The organism is Streptomyces sp. NPDC048191 (genome assembly GCF_040652655.1).
Classification (GTDB): domain Bacteria; phylum Actinomycetota; class Actinomycetes; order Streptomycetales; family Streptomycetaceae; genus Streptomyces.
The window spans coordinates 551,431-574,905 of sequence record NZ_JBEZMO010000002.1; the positions used below are offsets into that span (position 1 = coordinate 551,431).

Annotated in this window: 23 protein-coding genes and 1 pseudogene; 11 read left to right on the top strand and 13 right to left on the bottom strand. The window is 72.6% G+C overall.

Annotated elements, in window-relative coordinates; all coding sequences use genetic code 11:
* Positions 1 to 79: 79 nt before the first annotated feature.
* The 3 genes from AB0D93_RS05535 to AB0D93_RS05545 form a co-directional block, all read right to left on the bottom strand.
* Positions 80 to 1,129, bottom strand: coding sequence for an endonuclease/exonuclease/phosphatase family protein (locus AB0D93_RS05535; protein ID WP_362113359.1), 1,050 nt, complete (start codon positions 1,127 to 1,129; stop codon positions 80 to 82).
* A 187-nt stretch (positions 1,130 to 1,316) separates the two neighbouring features.
* Positions 1,317 to 1,946, bottom strand: coding sequence for a TetR/AcrR family transcriptional regulator (locus AB0D93_RS05540; RefSeq protein WP_362113362.1), 630 nt, complete (start codon positions 1,944 to 1,946; stop codon positions 1,317 to 1,319).
* Positions 1,947 to 2,022: 76 nt separating this feature from the next.
* Entirely contained in the window at positions 2,023 to 3,609 is a 1,587-nt protein-coding gene (locus AB0D93_RS05545; RefSeq protein ID WP_362113365.1) for an MFS transporter, read from the bottom strand.
* A gap of 199 nt (positions 3,610 to 3,808) precedes the next feature.
* On the opposite strand from AB0D93_RS05545, the gene panB reads away from it, so the two are divergent.
* From panB to AB0D93_RS05560, 3 genes are all read left to right on the top strand, one after another.
* Positions 3,809 to 4,684, top strand: a complete 876-nt coding sequence (gene panB / locus AB0D93_RS05550; protein WP_362113368.1) for a 3-methyl-2-oxobutanoate hydroxymethyltransferase — start codon at positions 3,809 to 3,811, stop codon at positions 4,682 to 4,684.
* A 151-nt stretch (positions 4,685 to 4,835) separates the two neighbouring features.
* On the top strand, positions 4,836 to 5,861 hold the full coding sequence (locus tag AB0D93_RS05555) for an ATP-binding cassette domain-containing protein (protein WP_362113371.1): 1,026 nt from the start codon (positions 4,836 to 4,838) through the stop codon (positions 5,859 to 5,861).
* Positions 5,858 to 6,673 carry an ABC transporter permease gene (locus AB0D93_RS05560; RefSeq protein WP_362113374.1) on the top strand — a complete coding sequence of 272 codons (816 nt, stop codon included), beginning with the start codon at positions 5,858 to 5,860 and terminating at the stop codon, positions 6,671 to 6,673. Before AB0D93_RS05555 ends, AB0D93_RS05560 begins: the two co-directional genes overlap by 4 nt.
* A 13-nt stretch (positions 6,674 to 6,686) precedes the next feature.
* On the opposite strand, the gene AB0D93_RS05565 is transcribed toward AB0D93_RS05560, so the two are convergent.
* Both AB0D93_RS05565 and AB0D93_RS05570 read right to left on the bottom strand, forming a co-directional pair.
* Positions 6,687 to 9,944: a BTAD domain-containing putative transcriptional regulator gene (locus AB0D93_RS05565; RefSeq protein ID WP_362113382.1), complete on the bottom strand. Its 3,258-nt coding sequence runs from the start codon at positions 9,942 to 9,944 to the stop codon at positions 6,687 to 6,689.
* A gap of 14 nt (positions 9,945 to 9,958) precedes the next feature.
* Positions 9,959 to 10,432, bottom strand: coding sequence for a DUF6578 domain-containing protein (locus AB0D93_RS05570; RefSeq protein ID WP_362113385.1), 474 nt, complete (start codon positions 10,430 to 10,432; stop codon positions 9,959 to 9,961).
* A gap of 116 nt (positions 10,433 to 10,548) precedes the next feature.
* Here AB0D93_RS05570 and AB0D93_RS05575 point away from each other — a divergent pair, with 116 nt between their 5' ends.
* Entirely contained in the window at positions 10,549 to 11,319 is a 771-nt protein-coding gene (locus AB0D93_RS05575; RefSeq protein ID WP_362113388.1) for a site-2 protease family protein, read from the top strand.
* A gap of 2 nt (positions 11,320 to 11,321) precedes the next feature.
* Here AB0D93_RS05575 and AB0D93_RS05580 read toward each other — a convergent pair whose 3' ends face one another.
* Genes AB0D93_RS05580 through AB0D93_RS05590 form a run of 3 tightly spaced genes read right to left on the bottom strand, consistent with a single transcriptional unit; the run spans position 11,322 to position 13,384 of the window.
* Positions 11,322 to 11,546 carry a hypothetical protein gene (locus AB0D93_RS05580; protein ID WP_362113391.1) on the bottom strand — a complete coding sequence of 75 codons (225 nt, stop codon included), beginning with the start codon at positions 11,544 to 11,546 and terminating at the stop codon, positions 11,322 to 11,324.
* Between the two features lie 13 nt (positions 11,547 to 11,559).
* Entirely contained in the window at positions 11,560 to 12,273 is a 714-nt protein-coding gene (gene npdG, locus AB0D93_RS05585; RefSeq protein WP_362113394.1) for an NADPH-dependent F420 reductase, read from the bottom strand.
* A 37-nt stretch (positions 12,274 to 12,310) separates the two neighbouring features.
* Positions 12,311 to 13,384, bottom strand: coding sequence for a sialidase family protein (locus tag AB0D93_RS05590; RefSeq protein WP_362113397.1), 1,074 nt, complete (start codon positions 13,382 to 13,384; stop codon positions 12,311 to 12,313).
* Positions 13,385 to 13,507: 123 nt separating this feature from the next.
* On the opposite strand from AB0D93_RS05590, the gene AB0D93_RS05595 reads away from it, so the two are divergent.
* The gene (locus AB0D93_RS05595) at positions 13,508 to 14,107 is read left to right on the top strand and encodes a hypothetical protein (protein WP_362113400.1); all 600 of its coding nucleotides are present in this window, start codon (positions 13,508 to 13,510) and stop codon (positions 14,105 to 14,107) included.
* Positions 14,108 to 14,201: 94 nt separating this feature from the next.
* Complete coding sequence (locus AB0D93_RS05600) at positions 14,202 to 15,479, top strand: MFS transporter (RefSeq protein WP_362113403.1); 1,278 nt, start codon at positions 14,202 to 14,204, stop codon at positions 15,477 to 15,479.
* Here the strand turns inward: AB0D93_RS05600 and AB0D93_RS05605 are convergent, their stop codons facing one another.
* A complete protein-coding gene (locus AB0D93_RS05605; RefSeq protein WP_362113406.1) occupies positions 15,480 to 15,713 on the bottom strand; it encodes a hypothetical protein in 234 nt (77 codons plus the stop codon). It abuts the gene before it with no gap.
* 58 nt (positions 15,714 to 15,771) lie between these two features.
* On the opposite strand from AB0D93_RS05605, the gene map reads away from it, so the two are divergent.
* The 3 genes from map (at position 15,772) to AB0D93_RS05620 (ending at position 18,623) form a co-directional block, all read left to right on the top strand.
* The gene (map, locus tag AB0D93_RS05610; protein ID WP_362113409.1) at positions 15,772 to 16,629 is read left to right on the top strand and encodes a type I methionyl aminopeptidase; all 858 of its coding nucleotides are present in this window, start codon (positions 15,772 to 15,774) and stop codon (positions 16,627 to 16,629) included.
* A 134-nt stretch (positions 16,630 to 16,763) separates the two neighbouring features.
* Complete coding sequence (locus AB0D93_RS05615; protein ID WP_362113412.1) at positions 16,764 to 17,411, top strand: biliverdin-producing heme oxygenase; 648 nt, start codon at positions 16,764 to 16,766, stop codon at positions 17,409 to 17,411.
* 66 nt (positions 17,412 to 17,477) lie between these two features.
* A complete protein-coding gene (locus tag AB0D93_RS05620; RefSeq protein WP_362113415.1) occupies positions 17,478 to 18,623 on the top strand; it encodes a PP2C family protein-serine/threonine phosphatase in 1,146 nt (381 codons plus the stop codon).
* 22 nt (positions 18,624 to 18,645) lie between these two features.
* Here AB0D93_RS05620 and AB0D93_RS05625 read toward each other — a convergent pair whose 3' ends face one another.
* Positions 18,646 to 19,290, bottom strand: coding sequence for a PhzF family phenazine biosynthesis protein (locus AB0D93_RS05625; RefSeq protein WP_362113418.1), 645 nt, complete (start codon positions 19,288 to 19,290; stop codon positions 18,646 to 18,648).
* A gap of 59 nt (positions 19,291 to 19,349) precedes the next feature.
* Between AB0D93_RS05625 and efeU the strand changes: the two are divergent.
* Both efeU and AB0D93_RS05635 read left to right on the top strand, forming a co-directional pair.
* A pseudogene (gene efeU / locus AB0D93_RS05630) lies at positions 19,350 to 20,015 on the top strand (iron uptake transporter permease EfeU); the annotation flags it as partial.
* Positions 19,975 to 20,967 (top strand): hypothetical protein, encoded by a 993-nt coding sequence (locus AB0D93_RS05635; RefSeq protein WP_362113421.1) that lies wholly within the window; start codon positions 19,975 to 19,977, stop codon positions 20,965 to 20,967. The pseudogene efeU and the gene AB0D93_RS05635, both read left to right, overlap by 41 nt.
* Before the next feature lie 15 nt (positions 20,968 to 20,982).
* Here the strand turns inward: AB0D93_RS05635 and AB0D93_RS05640 are convergent, their stop codons facing one another.
* From AB0D93_RS05640 to AB0D93_RS05650, 3 genes are all read right to left on the bottom strand, one after another.
* On the bottom strand, positions 20,983 to 21,705 hold the full coding sequence (locus AB0D93_RS05640) for a bifunctional DNA primase/polymerase (protein ID WP_362113424.1): 723 nt from the start codon (positions 21,703 to 21,705) through the stop codon (positions 20,983 to 20,985).
* A gap of 117 nt (positions 21,706 to 21,822) precedes the next feature.
* Entirely contained in the window at positions 21,823 to 22,446 is a 624-nt protein-coding gene (locus tag AB0D93_RS05645; protein WP_362113427.1) for a TetR/AcrR family transcriptional regulator, read from the bottom strand.
* 26 nt (positions 22,447 to 22,472) lie between these two features.
* Positions 22,473 to 23,468: a small ribosomal subunit Rsm22 family protein gene (locus AB0D93_RS05650; protein WP_362113430.1), complete on the bottom strand. Its 996-nt coding sequence runs from the start codon at positions 23,466 to 23,468 to the stop codon at positions 22,473 to 22,475.
* Positions 23,469 to 23,475: the final 7 nt, after the last annotated feature.

A 23,475-nucleotide genomic window follows, 5' to 3' on the forward strand; every position in this document is an offset into this window, starting at 1 on the left:
GAAACGTCAGAGAGCGGAGTCCGCACCAGCATAAGTTCAGCTACGGAACAAAGTCTCCCAGGCCCGGTATTCCAAGGGGTTACGACGACGTGTCCAGCTTCACACGGGCAGCCACCGGAAGGTGATCGCTGCCGGTGCGCGGCAGGGTCCAGGAGCTCTCCGGCTCGACGCCGCGGACCATGATCTGGTCGATCCGGGCCATCGGGAACGCGGCCGGCCAGCTGAATCCGAAGCCGCTGCCCGCCGCGCCCTGCGTGGAGCGCATCTGTGAGGTGACCTCGTTCAGCGAACGGTCGTTCATCGTGCCGTTCAGGTCGCCGAGCAGGACAACCTGCTTCAGTGGCTCGTCGGCGATGGCCTCGCCGAGCGCGTCGGCGCTCTTGTCGCGCTGCCGGGCGGTGAAGCCGGCCTCCACCTTGACCCGCACCGAGGGCATGTGGGCGACGTACACCGCGACCGGGCCCTTGGGGGTCGCCACGGTGGCCCGCATCGCCCGCTTCCAGCCGAGCTTGATGTCGACGGCCCGGACGTCGCTCATCGGGTACTTGCTCCACAGGCCGACCGTGCCGACGACCGCGTGGTACTCGTACGTCGGCGCGAGCGCCTGTTCGTAGACGGTCACGGCGGTGCCGGGGACCTCCTCCAGGGCCAGGACGTCGGCGCCGGAGGCGGCCACCTCGCGCGCGGTCCCCGCCGGGTCGGGGTTCTCGGCGTTGACGTTGTGGGTCGCCACCATCAGGTCGCCGCCCGCGCCCGTCTTGTCGGTGAGCAGCCCGCCGAAGAGGTTCAGCCACACCACGGCCGGGACGACCACGGCGATCAGCGCGGTCGCCGACTTCCGCAGCAGACCGAGGAGCAGCAGGACCGGGATCGCGATGCCCAGCCAGGGCAGAAACGTCTCGGTGAGACTGCCGAGGTTGCCCACCTGGTTCGGGATGCGCGAGTGCAGCAGCATCACCAGGGCCAGGAGCAGGGCCAGCAACGCCAGGACGATGCCCCGGCGCCAGATGCGCGGATCCCCGCGCCAGCCGGCGAACAGCCGGTGCAGCAGGCGCCGGAGCCGGGATCCAGGTCGCTCGGGCCCCGAGCCGCCGTCCGCCGTCTCCGTCATGTACGCCTGCTGCGCCATACCGTCTGCCTCACTGCCTGCCGTGCACACCGTCGGTCCCCCGTGTTCTTCCGACCCTAGGGGATGACCGGCCCTGTTCCCGCCGTCCCATGACGGCCGTACGGAAGACGAGGACGAACGGGGCGGGGCGGCGAGTTCCGTTCACCCCCGGACGTGTGGGGTCTGTGACGAAACGCGCACATGAGTGCTACGAGGCTGTCGAGCTGACGGGTCGTAGGCCTTCCAGGACCGTGTCGACGATCTGTTCCGCCAGGTCCTCGGGCAGTTCGGCGTCGGGGCGCATGATGCTGCGCACGAGCATGGGGCCGACGAACATGTCGTTGGCCAGGTCCAGGTCGACGTCCGGCCGCAGTTCGCCGTTATCACGCGCCCGCCGCAGCACGTCCATGGCGAGGGCGCGCCGGGGCGCGACGACGGCGGCGTGGTACTCCGCCCAGATCCTGGGGCTGTGCTTCATCTGCGCGTACACGTTGTGCAGGATCGCCGAGGAGCGGCTGACGAGACCGCGCTGGCGCAGGGCCTCCAGCAGCACGACGAGGTCGTCGCGCAGGGAGGTGCCGGGGAGTTCGGGGTCGGGCGGTTCGGCGGCGCGTACGACGTCGACGAACAGTTCCTCCTTGCCGCTCCAACGGCGGTAGATGGTGGCCTTGCCGACTCCGGCCGTGCGCGCGACGCGCTCGATGGAGAGTTCGGCGAGCGGCACGCCCTCCTCCAGCAGCTTCATCACGCCTTCCAGGATCGCCCGTTCGACGGCCTCGCTGCGGGGTCGTCCCCGCGCGGGCCCGTCGGGTCGCGGCCGGCTTTCGGCAAGGCTCACGTCGTTCCGTCCTCTCACTGCGCTACGGGCATTGTCCCGCAGCGACCTCCTTCCCCCGTGGCGGCCGCGGTTCGCGTCACTCCGCGACCGCGACCAACTCCGTCTCCTGCTGGCCCCCCTGGGCGGCCGGCGGCTTGCCCGGCAGGAACAGGACCGTCACCACGGCGCCGATCAGCGTGACGCCGACCCCGCACAGCGCGGTGACGTGCATGGCGTGCAGGAACGCGTCGTCGGCGGGGGTGACCAGGGCCTTGCCCCGCGGGCCGAGCCGGCCGGCGATGCCGAGGGTGGCCTCGATGGACTCGGCGGCCTTGTCGCGCAGGGCGGGCGGCAGCACGCCGAGCTTGTCCTGGATGCCGTTGCGGTACGACGTGGCGAGCACCGAGCCGAGGACGGCGATGCCGAGCGCGCCGCCGACCTGGCGGAAGGTGTTGCTGAGCGCGGAGGCCGAGCCGGCCTTCTCGCGCGGCAGCGCCTGCATGATGACGACCGAGGTCGGCGTCATGATGTGCGCCATTCCGGTGCCCATGAGGAAGAACACGACCTCGAGGATCCAGATCGGCGTGTCGACCTCGAAGGTGGCGAACGCGGCCAGCGTGGCGGCGATCAGCACCAGTCCGGCGGTGGTGGTGGCCTTGTTGCCGAACCGGTCGACCAGCAGCCGGGCGCGCGGCGCGAAGATCAGCTGGGCGACGGCGAGCGGCAGCATCAGCACACCGGACTCCAGCGGCGAGTAGCCGCGCACGCTCTGGGTGTAGAAGACGCCGAAGAACGTGACGCCCATCAGCGCGAAGAAGACCAGCGCGATGGCGCTCATGGCGGCCGAGAAGACCTTGTTCTTGAAGTAGGTGACGTCGAGCGACGGGTGGTCGCTGCGCTTCTCGAAGACGACGAACCCGGCGAGGACGACGAGACCGGCGGCGATGGTCGCCAGCACCTTGGCGTCGGTGAAGTCGGCCAGCTCACCGCCCTTGATGATGCCGTAGACCAGCAGGACGAGGCCGACGACGGACAGGACGACACCGACCGGGTCGAGGCGTCCGGGCCTGGGATCACGGGAGTCGGGCACCAGCCAGGTCATCAGGATCAGTGCGAGGACCACGATCGGAACGTTGACGAAGAAGACCGAGCCCCACCAGAAGTGGTCGAGGAGCGCGCCGCCGGTGATCGGGCCGATGGCGATGGCGAGACCGACGCCTCCGGCCCAGATGCCGATGGCCTTGGGCTGCTCCTCGCGCTCGAAGACGTTCATCAGGACCGCGAGCGTGGCCGGCATGACGAACGCGGCACCGAGGGCCATCAGGGCGCGGTAGGCGATCAGCTGGCCCGGCGAGCCGGACTCGGCGGCCAGGGCGGAGCCGATGCCGAACACGGCGATGCCGCCGAGCAGCACCTTCTTGCGGCCGAGGCGGTCGCCGACGAGGCCGGCGGTGAACAGCAGGCCGGCGAAGACGAGGGTGTAGGCGTTGATCGCCCACTCGATCTGGCCCTGGCTGGCACCGAGGCCGACGGGCGCCGGGGTGGAGATGGTCTTGATGGCGACGTTCAGGATCGAGTTGTCGAGCACCACGATGAGCAGGCTCAGCATCAGCACACCGAGGATCGCCCAGCGGCGCCGGTGCACCGCTTCCGGTATCCGGGAGGCAGGGACAGGACTTGTCATGTGTTCGAGCGTACGGCCATTTCAATACGGAACCGTCTCGTATCTGAATTCCTTTACCGAGGCCTTACACAGCTCGGTATCGGCCAGGAACGGGGATCACAGGGGGTACCCCTGGCCGTGACTGGCACGAGGTGCCACCATGGAGGCGATCCGGGGACGCCGTCAGGGCGCCTCGAGATGACTTGAAGGAGCCGTTGCCATGACGCAGCTTTCGGCTGCCCAGACTGTGCAGAACGGACCCTCCGACGGCAGCAAGGCGCTGTACGGGGGGAAGGGCACCCGCCGCATCACCGTCCGCGACATCACCCTCGCCAAGGAACGCGGCGAGAAGTGGCCCATGCTCACCGCCTACGACGCGATGACCGCGTCCGTCTTCGACGAGGCCGGGATCCCGGTGCTCCTGGTCGGCGACTCGGCGGGCAACTGCCACCTCGGGTACGAGACGACCGTGCCCGTCACCCTCGACGAGATGACCATGCTGTCGGCGGCCGTGGTCCGCGGCACGCAGCGTGCCCTGATCGTCGGCGACCTCCCCTTCGGCTCCTACCAGGAGGGCCCGGTGCAGGCGCTGCGCTCGGCGACCCGGCTGGTGAAGGAGGCCGGGGTCGGCGCGGTCAAGCTGGAGGGCGGCGAGCGCTCGCACGACCAGATCCGGCTCCTCGTCGAGTCCGGCATCCCGGTGATGGCGCACATCGGCCTGACCCCCCAGTCCGTCAACGCGATGGGCTACCGGGTGCAGGGCCGGGGCGAGGAGGCGGCCCAGCAGCTGCTGCGCGACGCCAAGTCGGTCCAGGACGCGGGCGCCTTCGCCGTCGTGCTCGAACTGGTCCCGGCGGAGCTGGCGGCCGAGGTGACCCGGGTGCTGCACATCCCGACGGTCGGGATCGGCGCCGGTCCTCAGACGGACGCGCAGGTCCTGGTCTGGACGGACATGCTCGGCCTGACCTCCGGCCGGGTGCCGAAGTTCGTCAAGAAGTACGCGAACCTGCGCGAGGTCATGGGCGACGCGGTGAAGGAGTTCGCGCAGGACGTGGTCGGCGGAACGTTCCCTCTGGAGGAGCACTCCGTCCACTGAGCCATTGCGGAAACACCCCGGCAGCCCCGCTGATCTTCCCCCGTCGGCGGGGCTGCCCCGTTGTGCGGCCGGGATCCCCTGTCGGTGCGGTGTCGGCGGCTGTCGGCGGCCTGTCGGTGGTTTGTCGGTGGGCCCTGGCACTGTCATCGGCATGACGAAAATCGATGACGCCCCCGTCGGCGCGAGCCACGCCGTGACGGTACGGGGACTGGTCAAGCACTACGGCGAGACCAAGGCGCTGGACGGCGTCGACCTGGACGTGCGCGAGGGCACCGTGATGGGTGTGCTCGGGCCGAACGGCGCCGGCAAGACCACCCTCGTACGGATCCTGTCCACCCTGATCACCCCGGACGCCGGACGGGCCACCGTGGCCGGGTACGACGTGGTGCGCCAGCCCCGTCAGCTGCGCCGGGTCATAGGGCTCACCGGTCAGTACGCCTCCGTCGACGAGAAGCTCCCGGGCTGGGAGAACCTGTACATGATCGGCCGGCTGCTGGACCTGTCCCGCAAGGACGCCCGCGCCCGCGCCGACGAGCTGCTGGAGCGGTTCTCCCTCACGGAGGCGGCCCGGCGGCCCGCGAGCACCTACTCCGGCGGTATGCGCCGCCGGCTCGACCTCGCCGCCTCGATGATCGGCCGCCCGGCCGTGCTCTACCTCGACGAGCCCACCACCGGACTCGACCCCCGTACCCGCAACGAGGTGTGGGACGAGGTGGAGGCGATGGTCGGCGACGGTGTGACCGTGCTGCTGACCACCCAGTACATGGAGGAGGCCGAGCAGCTCGCCGACGAGCTGACCGTGGTGGACCGCGGCAAGGTCATCGCCACCGGCGGCATCGAGGAGCTGAAGGCCCGCGTCGGCGGCCGCACCCTGCGGGTCCGGCCGGTGGATCCGCTGCAGCTGCGCCCGCTCGCCGCGATGCTGGACGAGCTCGGCATCACCGGGCTCGCGACCACCACGGTCGACACCGATTCCGGCACCCTGCTGGTGCCGGTCCTCAGCGACGAGCAGCTGACCGCCGTGGTCGGCGCGGTCACCGCGCGCGGCATCACGATCTCCGCCATCACCACCGAACTTCCCAGCCTGGACGAGGTGTTCCTGTCCCTCACCGGCCACCGTGCCGGTGCCCCGCAGGACGCCACTCCCGCCGACGCCCGCGAGGAGGTCGCCGTATGAGCGCCACCACCACTCTCACCGCCGACACCGACGTGCGCATCCCGCTGCGCGGGCATCTACGGCACACCGGCGCGCTCATCCGGCGCAATCTGCTCTGGATCCGCCAGGACCCGGAGTCGATGTTCGACGCGCTGCTGATGCCGGTCGTCTTCACCCTGCTGTTCGTGTACGTCTTCGGCGGCTCGATCGGACAGGCGCTGGGCGGCGGCCAGGGGAAGTACGTGCAGTACGTCATCCCCGGCATGATCGCGATGATGAGCATGACCCTGTCGCAGGGCGTCGGCACCGGGTTCAGCCAGGACTTCAACAGCGGGGTCATGGACCGGTTCCGCTCGCTGCCGATCGGGCGCGGGTCCGTGCTGTTCGCGAAGATCGCCGTCGAGCTGGGACGGATGCTGTTCGCCACGGCCGTGCTGATGGTCGTCTCCGTGCTGGTCGGTTTCCACATCACCAGCTGGCCCGGTCTGTTCGCGACCGTCGGGCTGTCCGCGCTGTTCGCCTCCTCGATCATGTGGGTGTTCCTGACCCTCGGTGTCGTACTGAAGAACGCGCAGTCCGTGCAGGCGATGGGTTTCCTGGTGCTGTTCCCGCTGCAGTTCGGCTCGTCGATCTTCGCGCCGACGCGGTCGATGCCGGGCTGGCTGCAGACCTTCACCGACTACAACCCGCTGTCCACGCTCGCCGACGCCGCCCGCGGCCTGATGGTCGGCGGCCCGGTGGCCCACGACCTGTGGGTGACCGTGGCCTGGTCGGTGGCGATCACGGCGGTCATGGGACCGGTCGCCATCCACAAGTTCCGCACGAAGAGCTGACGTTCGCCGTGCCTCAGACCAGGGCGGTGGCCTCCGCGAGGGAGAGGCCACCGCCCTCGGCGTACGCGGCCCGGTAGGCGGGCTCGTCCAGGGCCTCCCGGATCCGGTGCTCGGCCATGTCGTGGCACCGGCGCTCGACACCGGAGAGGATGTGCCCGGGTGGCAGCAGGGCGTGGGCGGCGCCCAGGCAGCGGGCGGCGTCGGTGGCGCGGCTGCCGCCGTCGAGGCGCGCGAGGGCCATCGCCCCGGTGTACAGGCAGATGGAGTCCAGGTGCGGGGCGACGGCCTTGGACAGCGGGTCCTGGGCGAGGCGCAACGCCCGCCGGACCCGGTCAAGGGCGTCCTCGGCACAGCCGTCGAGGGCGTCCAGCCAGGCCTCCTGGGTGAGGATCATGGAGTCGAAGACGACGAAGTGCGCGATCCTGAACTCCTCGCGCAGCAGCCGCAGTTGTTCCCGGGCCTCGGGGGTGCGCCCGGTCAGGCCGAGCCAGCAGGCGAGGAACAGCCGGGCGGCGGGCATGGCCTCGTTGAGGGAACCGTCCTTGCTCGCGATGACGTCCCGGAGCAGCTGCTCGCCGCGCTCCATGTCCCCCGCCTCCATGAGCACACTGCCGAGGCGGGCGCGCAGGATGGCCATCTGGCCACGGGCACCGAGGCGTTCGGCGTGCTCGATGGCGGCCCGGTAGTCCGCGGCGGCCTCGCGGTTGGCACCCCGGCGTTCATGGGCCTCGCCGCGGGCGGACAGCGCCTCCGCGGTGCCCCAGGCGTCACCGAGGCGGCGGAAGATCCCCAGGGCCTCCTCGGCGTCCCGGGTGGCGTCGCCGGCCCAGGCGGTGCGGTTGGCGAGGAGGTTGGCGCGCAGCTGCAGGGCGCCGGCCAGCTCCCACTCGAACCCGGGGGTCTCCCGGCAGGTCCGCACACAGGCGTCGATGACCTCCCGCATCCGGTCCACTCCGCCGGTCAGCATCACCGCGAAGAACCACGCCATGCCGGGCGCGCGGCAGGTCTGCGGCAGCCCCGGTTCGTAGACCCGGCTCATGACGCGCAGCTTGGCCTGCGCCGCGGGGGTCTGCCACGCCTCCAGCTCATGGTCCATGCAGGCCAGGTGGGCGAGGTGAACTCCGCGCCGGGCCTCGGCGAGGACCTCGCCGGTGTACGGCGGCGGGGCGTCGGTGCAGGGCCGCAGCACCGGCCGGGCCGGCCGGACGGGTTCGGCGAAGGGGTCGGGGCCGAGCGCCATGACCTCCCGGCACCAGGTGCGGGCGTCGATGCGCTGGTCACGCATCTGCCAGAACCACACCAGGGACAGCACCAGGCACAGCCCCTCCTGCTCGTCGCCCGCGGCCACGGCGTGCCGCAGCGCGGTGCGCAGGTTCTCGTACTCCAGCTGGAACCGGTCGATGGCGGCGCGCTGTTCCGGGCCGCGCAGCAACGCGTCGGTGGCGCGGGCGAGTTCGCGGTAGTACGTCAGATGGGCGCGCTCGGCCGCGCCGCGGTGCCCGGTCTCGTCCAGCCGTTCGCCCGCGTACTCGGCGACGGTCTCCAGCAGCCGGTAGCGCATCCCGCCCTCGGCCGAAGGCGCGGCGACCACCAGGGACTTGTCGACCAGGGAGCCGAGGGCGTCCAGGGCGGCCGGGCCGCACACGGCCTCGGCCGCGGTGAGGTCGCAGCCGCCCGCGAAGACGGACAGCCGGGCGAGGACGTCCCGTTCGTCCGCGTCGAGCAGCTCCCAGGACCAGTCCACGACGGCACGCAGGGTCTGCTGACGGGGCAGCACGGTGCGGCTGCCGGAGGTCAGCAGCCGGAAGCGGTCGTCGAGCCGGTCGGCTATCTGGCGTGGCGTCAGCATCCGCAGGCGTGCCGCCGCCAGCTCGATCGCGAGCGGAAGCCCGTCGAGCCGCCGGCAGATCTCGGCGCAGGCCCCGGGATCGTCCTCGACGCGGAACCCGGGCCGGGCCGCCGCGCCCCGGTCGGCCAGCAGCCGCAGCGCGACCGGCTCGGGCAGCGGCTCCACCGGCCGCACCAGCTCCCCCGGCACACCGAGGGGTTCGCGGCTGGTGGCGAGGACGGTCAGCCCGGGGCAGCGGGCCAGCAGGCGCTCGGTGAGGCGGGCGGCGGCCTCGATCACATGCTCGCAGTTGTCCAGCACAATCAGCATCCGGCGCCGGGCGCAGTGCTCCACGATCCGTTCGAGGGGGTCGTCGTGCCGGTCGGTGACCGCGCGCATGCTCTCGGCGCCGGCGCCGTGCAGCACGGTGTCGCGGGCGCCGATGGCGGTGAGCACGGCCTGCGGTACGGCCGCGGGGTCGTCCACGGGCGCCAGTTCGGCGAGCCACACCCCGTCCGGGACGGTGGGCCGTACCGTCTCGGCGGCCTCCTGGGACAGGCGGGTCTTCCCGGCGCCGCCGGGCCCGAGCAGGGTGACCAGGCGGGCGGCGGTCAGATCGGCGCCGATGGCCGCGATGTCGGCCTCCCGGCCGACGAAGGAGGTGAGCCGGGCGGGCAGGTTGCCCAGGGCCGGTCCCGGCCGCGGGGCCGGGGTCTCCTCGGACAGCAACTCGGTGTGCAGGGCGCGCAGTTCGGGACCCGGATCGGAACCGATCCGGTCGGCGAGCAGCCGTCGTACGTCCTCGTAGGCGGCGAGGGCCTGGGCGGGGCGGCCGGCGTCGCGCAGGGCGCGCAGCCGCAGCGCCTGCAGTGGCTCGTCCAGCGGGTGCTCGTCGCACAGGGCGGTCAGCTCGGGCAGCGACTGCTCGGCGTGCCCGAGGGCGAGGGCGGCGGTGTGCCGGGCGCGCAGGGCGTCCAGCCGGCGGGTCTCCCAGCGGACCGCCTCGGCGGTGTGGTCGGGCAGGTCGGCGAGGGCCGGTCCGCGCCACAGGGCGAGCGCGTCGTCCAGGACGGCGGCGGCCTTGGCCGGGTCGCCGTCGGCCAGGGCGCGCAGGCCGTCGCCGGTCAGCCGCTCGAAGCGGGTGAGGTCGACGTCGTCGGGCGCGGCGGTGAGCCGGTAGCCGCCCTCGGCGGAGGCGACGGCGTCCGCGCCGAGGGTGCGGCGCAGCCGGCCGACGAGCGCCTGGAGCGCCCCGGCCGCGTCGGCGGGCGGCTCGGCGCCCCACACCTCGTCGACGAGCACGCCCGCGGGCACGGTCCGGCCGGCCCGGAGCGCGAGCACGCCCAGCAGGGCACGCAGCCGCGCCCCGCCGACCGGGACGGCCGTGCCGTCGGGGCGGAGTACCTGGGTGGTGCCGAGCAGCGAGAAGCGCACGGGGTCCATTCTCGCCGGAGCGGTCACCGGGGGTCACCGGGTTGCGGCGGCGCGCCGTGCGGGACGTCGAGGGTGACGAGGACGCCGCACGTGCGGCGGACCCGGCCCCGGCCGTCCGCCGTACCGCGGTCCACCTCCCCGAACCACTTCGGGCAGCTGTCCGCGGGCTCCAGCGCTACGGTGCCGGGCACCGGTTCGAGGCCGCGTCCCGTGCCCCGGACGACGAGCCCCGCCTCCGGCTCCACAGGTCCTGGCCCGGGCGCGGGCTCGGGCAGCCGGTAGCTGTACTCCTCGTGCACCAGGTCGATGGCGCGGACCCGGCCGGTGACCGGGTGGTCCGGGCCGCCGTGGTTCTCCACCCAGGCCTCGGCGCCGTACCCGTGGCCCTCGCGGACGCCTTCGGTGTCGTAGGCGACGAGCTTCCAGGCCACGTCGTCGCCCACCGCGAACGGCGTGCCGCAGCACTCCATCTGCCAGTCCTCGTAGAACACCCTCATCCGTGGCATTCCCCCAGGGTCCAGGAACCGGACGGCCGGCGCGAGACGTTTCCCCCTCGTGTGCGCGGCCGGTACGGTCGCACTCCCGACCGTCCCCACCGCACAGGAGCTCGCCGATGACCACCGCCACCACCCGCCGCGGCGACCGCCGGGTCAGTCCCGTGTTCGTCGGGATCCTGGCCGTGACGGCGGTGACGGGCTGGGCCACCTGGACGGGGTACGCGGCGCGGCCGGGCGTCGCGGTGTTCCTGTTCGTGACGGCGGCCTGGATCGTCTCCCTGTGCCTGCACGAGTACGCGCACGCGCGCACCGCCCTGCACGGCGGCGACATCACGGTCGGCGCGAAGGGCTACCTCACGCTGAACCCGCTGAAGTACACGCACGCGCTGCTGAGCATCGTGCTCCCCGTGGTCTTCGTGATCATGGGCGGGATCGGCCTGCCCGGCGGCGCGGTGTTCATCGAGCGGGGGCGGATCCGGGGCCGCTGGCGGCACAGCCTGATCTCGGCGGCGGGCCCGCTGACGAACGCGCTGTTCGCGGCGGTGTGCACGGCCCCCTTCTGGCTGGGCGCCCTCGACGGCATACCCAGCGACTTCCGGTACGCGCTCGCCTTCCTGGGCCTGCTGCAGGTGACGGCCGCCGTCCTGAACTTCCTGCCGGTGCCCGGCCTGGACGGCTACGGCGTCATCGAGCCCTGGCTGTCGTACAGGGTGAAGCGGCAGGTGGAGCCGTACGCGCCGTTCGGCCTGCTGTTCGTGTTCGCACTGCTGTGGGTGCCGTCCGTCAACGTCGCGTTCTTCGACGTGATCGACGCGATCCTGCGCGCACTGGGAGTGAGCGACGGGGACACCTCGTACGGCTGGAGCCTGTACCGCTTCTGGGCTTAGGACTAGGCGGCCCGGTCGCGCTTGATGTAGTACCAGGTCATGTTGGACGTCAGGCCCGCCAGCAGCACCCAGACGATCCCCAGCCAGCTGCCCTGGGCGAAGGAGACGACGGCGGCGGCCACGGCGAGGACGCAGACGACGAGGGTGTAGAGGGCGATGCGGGGCATGGGGGTCGGCTCCTGTCGGGGACACTGCTCGGGGCTGCTTCGCCGACCAGTGTCCCCCATGGCCGCGACCGGCTCACACGTCGGTGACGCGGAGCCCGGCGTGTGCCTTGTAGCGGCGGTTGACGGAGATCAGGTTCGCGACGAGCGACTCGACCTGGTGGGCGTTGCGCAGCCGGCCGGCGAAGACGCCGCGCATGCCGGGGATGCGCCCCGCGAGGGCCTGCACGATCTCGACGTCGGCCCGCTCCTCGCCCAGCACCATCACATCGGTGTCGATCTGCTCGACCTCCGGGTCCTGGAGCAGGACGGCCGACAGGTGGTGGAAGGCGGCGGCGACGCGGGAGTCCGGCAGCAGGGCGGCGGCCTGCTCGGCGGCGCTGCCCTCCTCCGGCCTGAGGGCGTAGGCGCCCTTCTTGTCGAAGCCGAGCGGGTTGACGCAGTCCACGACGAGCTTGCCGGCCAGTTCGTCCCGCAGGGCCTTCAGCGTGTCGCCGTGACCGTCCCACGGTACGGCGACGATCACGATGTCGCTGCGGCGCGCGGTCTCGGCGTTGTCGGCGCCCTCGACTCCGTGGCCGAGTTCCTCGGCGGCGGCCCGGGCGCGCTCGGCGGCACGGGAGCCGATGATCACCTTCTGGCCGGCCCGGGCGAGCCGGTAAGCGAGGCCCTTGCCCTGCGGTCCGGTGCCGCCGAGCACGCCGACGACGTACCCGGAGACGTCGGGCAGGTCCCAGGGGTCCTTGGCGGGGGCCTTCGCAGGGGTCTGTGCGCTGTCGGTAGAGGTCATGGGGCGACTCTACGTCCGTGCCGGGTACGGCACCGGTTCAGGTGAGCCGGTGCACCGGGACCCGGCGGAAGGTGATCGTCTCGTAGGCGCTGAAGTCGCCGGTCTCGTAGAGGAGTCCGACGGTGTCCGCGTCGACGCGGACCAGGTCGGAGTAGGCGGCGGGCAGTCCGTCGGCGGTGAACGCCGGGCGCCAGGTGGTGCCGCCGTCGGTGGAGGCGCGGAGCGTCATCAGCGCGCGGAAGTCGGGGTCGGCGGGGCCGGAGTAGAGGAGCAGGTCCGGGTCGCGGAGCTGGAGGACGGAGCCCTCGCAGACGGGCGTGGTGAGCCCGGCCTGCGGCCGGAAGGGTTTGACGAGCGTCCTGCCGCCGTCGGCCGAGTGGGCGTCGGCGCGGTTGCCGGGCGCGGGGGAGTCGTTGCGGGTGTTGAAGTAGACGCGTCCGTCGGGGAGTTCGGCGGCGGTGGTCTCGTTGACGTTGACGTACCCGTCGGTGTTCTCGTCGGTGTACCCGAGGTACCAGGACTCTCCGAGGTCGTCGCTGAGCAGGCAGTGGCCGCTGTTGTACCGCGGTTCGGCGCCGGTGTCGGTGCCGGCGGGCGGCAGGGTGTGGTTGGCGGGGACGAGGACACGGCCGGTGCTCAGCCGGAGGGCGTGGCCGGGGGTGGTGGCGTACCAGCGCCAGCCGGGCTTCTTCACCTGCGCGGTGATCTCCCTGGGCGCGGACCAGCTGACACCGTCGTCGTCGCTGTGCTGCACCCACACCCGCCGTCCGTCGGCGTCCGTGACCTGGCCGCGCAGGATGGCGGCCTCGGTGGCGGTGGCGGCGGCCCGGACGTGCACGAGCAGGACGCGGCCGGTGTCGAGGACGACGGGGGCGGGATTGCCGGCGAGGTTCTCGCCATTGCCCGCGGCGACCTGGAGCGGCCCCCAGGTGCGGCCGCCGTCCGTGGACCGCTTGAGCACGATGTCGATGTGCCCGTGGTCGGCGGCGGAGTCGACGCGGCCCTCGCAGAAGGCGAGGAGGGTGCGGGCGCCGGTGGCCACGACCGCCGGGATCCGGAAGCAGGCGTAGCCGTCCTGTCCGGCGCGGAAGGGGACGGTGACCTCGGTCATCGGGCGGCTCCTCGGGATGTGTACGGGGTCTTTTCGCACGGTGACCGGTGAATGTCCCCGGAGCGGGCGAATTCCGGGTGAACTCCGCGTCACGAGTGGCCGGTTGCGGCAGGATGCTGGCGCATGGACGCCGTACGGGTCGCGCTGCTGCGGGAAGTGCTCGCCGGGACCGAGTGGCTGGGGGCCACCCGGAGATTCGCCGGCGTGCTGCGCGGGTCGGTGGTGGCCCACGGGGGCGGACTGCTGCTGGTGGGCACGCCGGTGTACGAGCCGTGGCATCTGGCCGCGCACCTGGTCGACGAGGCCGCGTGGTCCGGGACGCCGGAGCTGGCGCCGACACTGGTCCGGCATGACGCGCGCCCCTGCGACCCGCCCCACCTGGCCGTCGGACCGGGCCGCATCGAGGCGGCGCGGCGCGGCGAGACCCTGCTGGTCGTGGCGCCCGAGGAGCCGGCGCCGCTGCTGGAGCGTGTCCACTCGGCCCGGCGCAGCGGGGTGACGGTACTGGCCCTGGGGCCGGGCGGGGGCGAGCTCGCGGCCATGGCGCACGACATGCTGGCCGTGCCCGACACGGCCGAGCTGGACCTGGACACCGTGCAGCACCTGGTCAGCGCGGCAGCCGGGGAGAACGCGGGCGGCCCCGCGAGGGTGCGGCGGGGTTTCAGGGACCGGCTGGCACGGCTGGCGGAAGCCCTGACCGCCCCGCCGCCGCCCCCGTGGTGACTCACGTCCCGCCGAAGGCGGCCGCGCGCCCCGGACGGGTGGGCGGGCGGAAAAGGAGTTGCCCGGTGATCCCGGCCGGTCGACCATCCCTGAAGTGACCCGCGCCCTCCTCCCCGACCTCTCCCCCTGGAAGACCTCCGCGGACTTCCGCCGGCTCTGGACATCAGGGCTGATCAGCAACTTCGGCAGCTTCCTCACCTTCGTCGCGCTCCCGGTCCAGCTGAAGGACCTCACCGGCTCGGAGGCGGCCGTGGGCGCGATCGGCGCCGTGGAACTGCTGCCGCTCGTCGTGTGCGGACTGTACGGCGGCGCCCTCGCCGACGCGCTCGACAAGCGGAGGCTCATCGTGTGGACGGAGGCCGGGCAGGGCGTGCTGAGTGCCGCCCTGCTGCTCAACGCGCTGCTCCCGCGCCCGGCGGTCTGGCCCCTGTACGCCGTCGCCGCCCTCTCCTCCGCCCTGGTCTCCGTCCAGCGCCCGGCGCTGGACTCGCTGTGGCCCCGGATCGTCGCCCACGACGACATGCCCGCCGCGGCCTCGCTGAACTCCCTGCGCTGGACCGTCGGCGGAGTGGCGGGCCCGGCCGTCGCGGGCGTGGTGGTCGCCTACGCGGGCCTGGGCTGGGCGTATGCCGCCGATCTGCTGACGTTCGCCGTCTCGCTGGCGTACATCGTGCGGCTCGCCCCCTCCCCCGCCTCCCACGAGGCGTCCGGGCCGTCGCTGGGCGCCGTCCTGGAGGGCGCCCGGTACGCCTGGAGCCGCAAGGAACTCCTCGGCACCTACGCCGTCGACCTCGCGGCGATGTTCCTGGCCATGCCGCTCGCGGTGCTGCCGTTCCTCGCCGACGAGCTGCACGCCGACTGGGCGCTAGGCCTGATGTACGCCGGCGTCCCGGCCGGAGCGATGCTGGTGAGCCTGACCAGCGGCTGGGCGTCGAGGATCCACCGGCACGGACTGATGGTGGTGCTCGCGGCGGCCGGCTGGGGCCTGGCGGTGGCGGCGGCCGGCGTCTGCGGGAACGTGTGGCTGGTCCTGCTGTTCCTGACCGTCGGCGGCGGCTTCGACATGGTCAGCGGGATCTTCCGGGCCGCCATGTGGAACCAGACGATCCCGGACGAGCTGCGCGGCCGGCTCGCCGGGATCGAGCTGCTGTCCTACTCGGTCGGCCCGCAGCTCGGCCAGGTCCGGGCGGGTGGCATGGCCGCCTGGGCGGGCGTACGGGCCTCCGTCGTCTCCGGCGGGCTGGCGTGCGCGGGCGCCATGGGGCTGCTCGCGCTGTGCCTGCCGGGGCTCATGACGTACGACGCCCGGACCAACGAGCACGCGGTGCGGATGCGCGAGCGCCGCGCCGCCGCCGTGCCCACGGAGGTGTGATCACTCCTCGTCGGCGCCGCCGCCGGCCGACGCGTCGTGCCAGCGCGGGTCGTTCTCCCACTGGAGGTTGCGCTCGGCGGCGGTCTCCATCGCGCGCTGCGCCTCCTGCGGGGAGGCGTACGGCCCGAAGCGGTCCTTGCCGGGGCAGTCCGGGCCCTCCTCGACCTTCTTGTGTTCCAGGCAGTAGTACCACTCGCCCGGCTTGCCGACGGTGCGCTTCTTGAACAGGGGCATGAACAGCTCCTCTCGCCAACGACATGTTCCCCCATGCCGGCTCGATAGACTCGCTGTCATGTCTGGCCAGTCGCTGCTCGCACCGGGGGAGCTGTCCCCCACCCGCTCGGTTCCCGGAAACATCCGCCGCCCCGAGTACGTCGGCAAACCCGCGCCGGCGCCGTACACCGGGCCGGAGGTGCAGACCCCGGAGACCATCGAGGCGATGCGGATCGCCGGCCGTATCGCCGCACAGGCGATGGAGGAGGCCGCGAAGATCATCGCGCCCGGGGTCACCACGGACGAGCTGGACAGGGTCGCCCACACGTACATGTGCGACCACGGCGCCTACCCGTCCACGCTCGGCTACCGCGGCTTCCCGAAGTCGCTGTGCACCTCGGTCAACGAGGTCATCTGCCACGGCATCCCGGACTCGACGGTCCTCAGGGACGGCGACATCGTCAACCTGGACGTGACGGCGTACATCGGCGGGGTGCACGGCGACAACAACGCCACCTACCTGGTCGGTGACGTGGACGAGGAGTCGCGGCTGCTGGTGGAGCGGACCCGGGAGTCTCTCAACCGTGCGATCAAGGCGGTCAGGCCGGGCCGGCAGATCAATGTCATCGGCCGGGTCATCGAGTCCTACGCCAAGCGGTTCGGCTACGGCGTCGTCCGTGACTTCACGGGCCACGGCATCAACTCCTCCTTCCACTCCGGCCTGATCATCCCGCACTACGACAGCCCGCACGCGACGACGATCATGCAGCCGGGCATGACGTTCACGATCGAGCCGATGCTGACGCTGGGCACCCACGAGTACGACATGTGGGACGACGGCTGGACGGTCGTGACGAAGGACCGCAGGCGGACCGCGCAGTTCGAGCACACGCTGGTGGTGACGGAGACCGGCGCGGAGATCCTGACCCTGCCGTGACGCCACGCCTGGCCCTGGCCCGCTCTCCTCGGAGGCGGGCCTTTCTCGTGCCCGGACGTCCCGTGCCCGGGATGCTTTGCCGACGGTCTGTCGGTAAACTTACCGACAGACCGTCGGCAAAGTGAGGAGTGTCCATGGAGTCGCTCTCGGCCCTCATCCGCACCGCCTCCCACGAGCAGCACGTGGCGGCGGAGACGTCGACGTTCATGACCGGCCTCCTCGGCGGCCGACTGGGCGTGACCGCCTACGCCCGCTACACCGAGCAGCTGTGGTTCGTGTACGAGGCCCTGGAGAGCGGCGCCGGGCGGCTGGCGGCGGACCCGGTGGCGGGGCCGTTCATCCGGCCCGAGCTGTTCCGGCTGGCCGCGCTGGAGCGGGACCTGACGCATCTGCGCGGTCCCGGCTGGCGGGCGGGGCTGAGCGCCCTGCCCGCGACGCGGGAGTACGCGGACCGGGTCCGCGACTGCGCCGAGCGCTGGCCCGGCGGTTATGTCGCCCACCACTACACCCGCTACCTGGGAGACCTGTCCGGCGGCCAGATCATCCGCGACCGGGCGGAGAGGACCTGGGGCTTCACGAAGAAGGGCGACGGGGTCCGCTTCTACGTCTTCGAGGGTGTCTCCAACCCGGCCGCGTTCAAGCGCGGTTACCGCGCACTGCTGGACGCGGTCGACGCGGACGACCTGGAGAGGCAGCGGATGACCGACGAGTGCAAGCGGGCGTTCGCGCTGAACACGGGGGTCCTCCGGGCACTGGGCGACGAGTTCCCGCTGACCGCCTAGGGGTACGCGCCCCCTCCACTGTTCGTCCGGAAATACACGGATATGCCCGCAGCGTTCGGTACGGACGTGAGAGCTGCGACGACGAAGACATCCACCACCGGGATCCCGCCGGTCTGGGCCCCTGCGGCACACCGCCCGTCCTGGCTCGCCGTCCCGTTGCTGCTGGTCGTCGCCATTCCGCTGGCCGACGCCTTCCTGCCGCCGGACATCCACCTCGCCCACCTCCTGGTCGTGGCGACCGCGGTGACCGCCATGGGGTACGGCCCCCGGCCCACGGCGCTGGTGGGCGCACTCTCGGTACTGGCACTGATCGCCGCCGGGGCGGAGCGGGGCACCCTGACCACCGAGAGCGTCCTGGTCGAGCTCGGCTCACTCGCGGTGCTCTGCGTGCTGCTCGTCGCCTTCACCCGGCTGCGGGAGCGGCGCGTGCGGGAACTGCTCAGGGCGCGCGTCGTCTCCGACACCGCGCAGCGCGTCGTCCTGCGCCCGCTCCCGACGCGCGCCGGACCGCTGTCCCTGGCCGGCGAGTACCACAGCGCCGAGGCCGACACCTACATCGGCGGCGACCTGTACGCCGCGGCCCGGACCTCCGACTCCACCCGCCTGGTCATCGGAGACGTGCGCGGCAAGGGCCTGGCGTCGATCAGTGACACGGCCATCGTGCTGGGTGCCTTCCGCGCCGCCGCACACCGCCGCATCCCGCTGCCGGAGCTGGTGGCCTATGTCGAGGACGCCGTCCGCTGGGGGCTCACCGAGTTCGCGGAGGCCGACCCGGACGTCCAGGAGCGTTTCGTGACCGCCGTGGTGCTCGACATCCCGGACGACCAGCCGGTGGCACACATGATCAGCTGTGGTCACCCGCCGCCCCTCCTGCTGTCCCGGGCAACCGGCACCACCACCGCGCTCCACGTGAGCGAGCCGGCCCCGCCGCTCGGCCTGGGCGCCATGTCCGACGCCGCCTACACGACGACGACCTTCCCCTTCCAAGACGGGGACCGGATCCTGCTCTACACGGACGGCGTCACCGAGACGCGCGACGGCGAGGGCGTCTTCTACCCGCTCGCCGAACGCCTCGCGAAGTGGTCCGGTCACGCCGCCCGCCCGCTCCTGCGGGAGATCGTCACCGATCTGCGCGCCTACGCGGGCGGGATGCTCCGCGACGACATGGCCATGATGGTGGTGGAGCGCGCCCCGGAGCCCGCCCCCGGCTGAGCGGGGCCGAAGGGATGACCGGTCAGCGTTCCAGGTGCACGCGGCCCCCGACCTCCACCCACCCGTGCGGCTGCGGTGCGGTGAGGATCTGGGAGCCCTTGCCCTGGGTGATGTTCAGGGCGCGGCCCAGCTGGTCGGTGAGGAGGAGCGCCGCCGCGCCGGTCGCCTCGTCCTCGTCGATGCCGTCGTCGCGGCCGGGGAAGGCGCGGGCCCGGACCCGTCCGGCCGCCTCGTCCTCCCAGGCCCAGGCATAGATCCACTCCCCCGGTGCGGGCACCTGAAGGGCGTCGACCTCGGCGGCCGTGCCGTACTGGCGCAGGGTGCGCGGCGGGGCCCACTCCGCCCGCGCCTCGATCCAGCTGAACTCGCCGTCCAGCCGGGCCCCGACCACGCCGGCGGGCGTGACCAGTTCGGGCACGTCGAGCAGCCAGGCGGTGCCGACGCAGGGGTGACCGGCGAAGGGCAGCCGCAGGGTGGGCGTGTAGATGTCGATCACGCCGCGCTCGGGGTCGTCCACGAACACCGTCTCGCTGAAGCCGAGTTTGGCCGCCAGCTCCTGCCGGTCGCTCCGCTCGGGCAGCACCGAACCGTCACGGACGACGCCCAGCTCGTTGCCGTAGCCGCCGCCGGGGCCGCAGAAGACGCGGAGTACATCGTAGTCAGTCACGGAGGAATTGAAACATCGCGGCGGTCACGAGCGCGTCCCGGGCGGGGACGCCGGACCGGGCGCTCGGCGGCTCGCTGTCGGTCGTCGCGGTCGGCCTGGTCACCTGGATGGTGTTCTGGATGCGGCGCACCGCCCGGCACCTGAGGTCGGAGCTGCACGGCAGGCTGGACGCGGCCCTCGCCATGGGCACGGGCGCGCTGGTCGCCACCGCGTTCCTGGCCGACGGCCGGGAGGGCCTGGAGACCGCGCTGTTCGTGTGGGCGTCGGTGCACGCGGCCTCCGACGGCACCCCGCGCCCGCTGGCCGGCGTGGCGTTGGGCCTCGCCACGGCCGTCCTGCTCGGCCGGCTGTTCTACCGGGGCACGCTGCGGATCAACCTGGCCACGTTCTTCACGTGGACCGGCGGCATGCTGGTCGTGGTCGCGGTGGGCGTACTCGCCTACGGCTTCCACGACCTGCAGGAGGCGGACTGGCTGCCCGGCCTGAGGCACCCGGCCTTCGACATCAGCGGCACCGTCCCGCCGGACAGCTGATACGGCACGCTGCTGAAGGGCGTGTTCACCTTCCAGCCCGACCCGACCGTCCTCCAGGTCACGGTGTGGCTGCTGTACCTGGTCCCGACGCTCGCCGTCTTCCTCGCCCCGGTAGGGTTCGCCTCCGGAAAGGGGAAGGTGAAGGGACCCGATGAGCAGGGATCGCAGCCCGCGCAGGCTCCGCAGGCGTGACCGCAACGCACTCATAGCGGCCTCGCTGACCGCTTTGTCACTGACGGCGAGCGGATGCGTGGTGGTGCACGGGGAGCGCGCGGTACTCCCCGCCGCCACCCGCGCCGAGGCCGCCAAGGCGCTCACCGCGTTCACGGCCGCGTACAACAAGGCCGACAAGGCCAACGACAACTCCCTGGACGCGCCTCGTCTCACCGGGCCGTTCGGCGACATCACCGCCGCGCGTCTGAAGGCCGGGCACGCCAACAGCCCGTCCGGCAACCCGAACCACGTGCCGCTGAAACTGTCGGACGTGAAGGTCACGATCCCGAAGAAGGCCGGCTGGCCGCGCTGGTTCGTCGCCGACGCCCGGGCCAACAAGACGGGCACGACACGCTGGCTGATGGTGTTCACCCGGCGCGACCTCGGCGAGCGTTGGCGGGTGGCGTACGTGACCCTGGTGGATCCCGGCCGCGTACCGCGGTTCGAGACCGACAAGGACGGCTGGGCCCGGGCCGTGCCGGCCGACTCCGGGCAACTGGCCGTCCCCCCGGGGAAGTTGAGCGCGGACTACGCGACCTACCTGAAGAAGGGCGGGAAGACCTTCGCCGACGGGCCGTACACCAGCCGTGAGCGCGCCGGCCGGGCCGGGCGTGCGCGCAAGCCGGGCCTGGTCACGCAGTTCATCGACCGGTCACTGACCAGCGGGGACTACGCTCCCCTGGCGCTGCGCACGGTGGGCGGCGGGGCGCTGGTGTTCTTCACCACGCGCCACTACGAGAAGCAGACCGCAGCCCCGGGCACCACCGTGCCGCCGCAGGGCAAGGACGTGCAGGCGCTGACCAAGGGCGAGGTCAAGCAGTCGCTGACGATGGAGTTCGTGTCCGCGGAGGCCGCCCTGGACCCGCCGGGCTCCGGCCAGGTGTCGGTGGTGGGCCGGGTGCCGGGCCTGACGTCGGCGCAGGGTGGGTGAGACACCCTTCGGCGCTCAGTGCCGCAGGGGCCAGCCCGCCGCCTCCGCACCCGCGTACCGCGCACACGCGTCCGTGAGCGCTTCCAGCAGGCTCAGGGGGTCCGGCAGCGCGTGCTCCGGCCCCCGCACCCACCGCACCCGCCGGTCGTCACCCGGAAGCCGGGCGGGCGGCACCAGCACGTACGACCCCCGGCAGTGCCAGCGCAGCCCGGGGTGCTCGTCCATGGTCTCGGGGTGGCAGTCCAGCTCGCACGGCCACCACTCGTCCTCGTCCTCGGGGGTGCCACGGGTGAGCGTGAAGAACAGCATGCGGCCGTCGTCGCTCTCGGCGACCGGGCCGACCTCCACCCCGGCGCCGAGGAGCCGCTCCAGCGCCTCCCGGCCGGCCTCCGACGGCACGTCCAGGACGTCGTGCACCATGCCGGTCGCGGTGATGAAGTTGGCCTGCGGCTGGTGCCGGGCCCAGCGCTCGATCTGGGCGCGGTCGGTGGTGGACTGCGTCTGCCAGGCGAACGACACCGGGTGCCGGGCCGGGGTGGGACAGCCGACGCGGTCGCAGGAGCAGCGGTAGCCGGGGGCGGGGTGTGCGGCGGGGGCGAGCGGCAGGCCCGCCGCCGCGGCGGCGAGCAGCAGGGCCTCGCGGCCGCCGTCGTCGGCGGCTTCCTTCGGACGGCGTCCACGCAGCCATTGGGAGAGTTTGCCCTGCCGGCCGGACCGGCCGCCGAACGTCGCGCTCATCTATCCCCTCGGTCTGGTGGTCGCCTCGCTGGTGTGCGGACAGTGTGCCTTATCGTCCCATCTTCCTTCGCAACGGGGGCGGCGGGGCGGACCCGGAGGAACCGGACGAGACTTGCCTCACACGGAGCGGCGGGGGGCCAGGCCGTACAGGGCGTAGTCGACGAGGGTGTCCGTGTAGGCGTAGGTGATCGGGGCCGTGCGCTGGAGCCAGCGCTGTGCGAGGGGCGAGACGAACAGTTCCAGCGCGATGCGGGGGTCGACGTCGGCCCGTACGGCCCCGGCGGCCTGGGCGGAGCGCAGCCGGTCGACGTACAGCTGGAGCTGGGGTTCGAGAAGCCTGGTGACGAACTCGCGGCCGAGCGGCTCGTTGACCACGCCCTCGGCGGCCAGCGCCCGGGAGGGGACCTCGAAGCGCGGGTCGAGGAGCTGGTCCACGGTGATCCGCAGCACCGCCTTGAGATCGGCGGCCAGGTCGCCGGTGTCCGGGATGACGTACGGCTCCTGCCCCGCCTCCTGTGCGGCCTGCGCGGACAGGTCGAAGAACGCCTCCAGCAGGACGGCCGCCTTGGAGGGCCACCAGCGGTAGATAGTCTGCTTGCCGACGCCGGCCCGGGCGGCGATTCCCTCGACGGTGGTCTTCGGGTACCCGACCTCGCCGACCAGGGCGAGGGCGGCGTCGTAGATCGCTCGGCGTGACTTCTCGCTGCGACGGCTGGCGTCGGGGACGGGCTTCTTGACCATGGAGCGACGCTAACAAGCCCGGCCGGCTAGGCGGGCGGTTCCCCGGGCGGCCACGGGTCTCCCCAGTCGGCGTCCCGGGCCGCCTTGTACAGGCCCCCGTGCCGTTTGGTGACCGTCGTACGGGCCAGCCGTTCGTCGGCCTCGCACAGGTCCAGGAGCACCTGGCCCTTGCGGATCTGCGGGCGGCGGACCACGCGGGCGGGGGCCGGGGTGGCGGGCAGCCGGGTGGCGGCGACGTACGAGAACTTCTCGTCCTCGTACGGCAGGGTGCCGCCCTTGACCTGGCGGTGCAGGGAGGAGCGGCTCACCCGGGCGGAGAAGTGGCACCAGTCCCTGCCGGGCTCGATGGGGCAGGCCGCGCTGTGCGGGCAGGGGGCGACGACGTGGAGTCCGGCACGGATCAGGCGGTCGCGGGCCTCGATGACGCGCTCGTAGCCGGCCGGGGTGCCGGCCTCCACGATCACCACGACCTGGGCGGCGGCCGCGGCGGCGTCGACGAGGGCGGCGCGGTCGGGCCCGGAGAGTTCGTTGAGGACGTACGACACCGTGACGAGGTCGGTGGCGTCCAGGGTGAGGTCGGCGCCGATCCGGGCGCGCTGCCAGCGGGCGCCGCGCAGGGCCGGGTTGGCGGCGGCGATCTCCCGGCCGAGGGCGAGGGCGGGCTCGGCCCAGTCCAGCACGGTGACGCTGCGCTCGCCGGGCCAGGTCGCGGTGACGGCCCAGGTGGCGGCGCCGGTGCCGCCGCCGACGTCGACATGGCTGCCCGGCGTCCAGTCGGGGGCGGTGTCCGCGAACGCCTCCAGCGCCGAGTGGACCGCCTCGAAGGTGGCGGGCATGCGGTAGGCGGCGTATGCGGCGACGTCGGCGCGGTCGCGCAGGATCGGGGCGTGGGTGGGGGTGTCGCCCCGGTAGTTGGCGATGAGCCTGTCGACGGCTCCGGCGGCCTGGGTGGGCGGGAGTCCGTCGAGCAGGTCGGCGAGGCTCCTGCGGAGGGCGTCGGCCGGTGGTACGGGGGCGTTCACCCGCGTG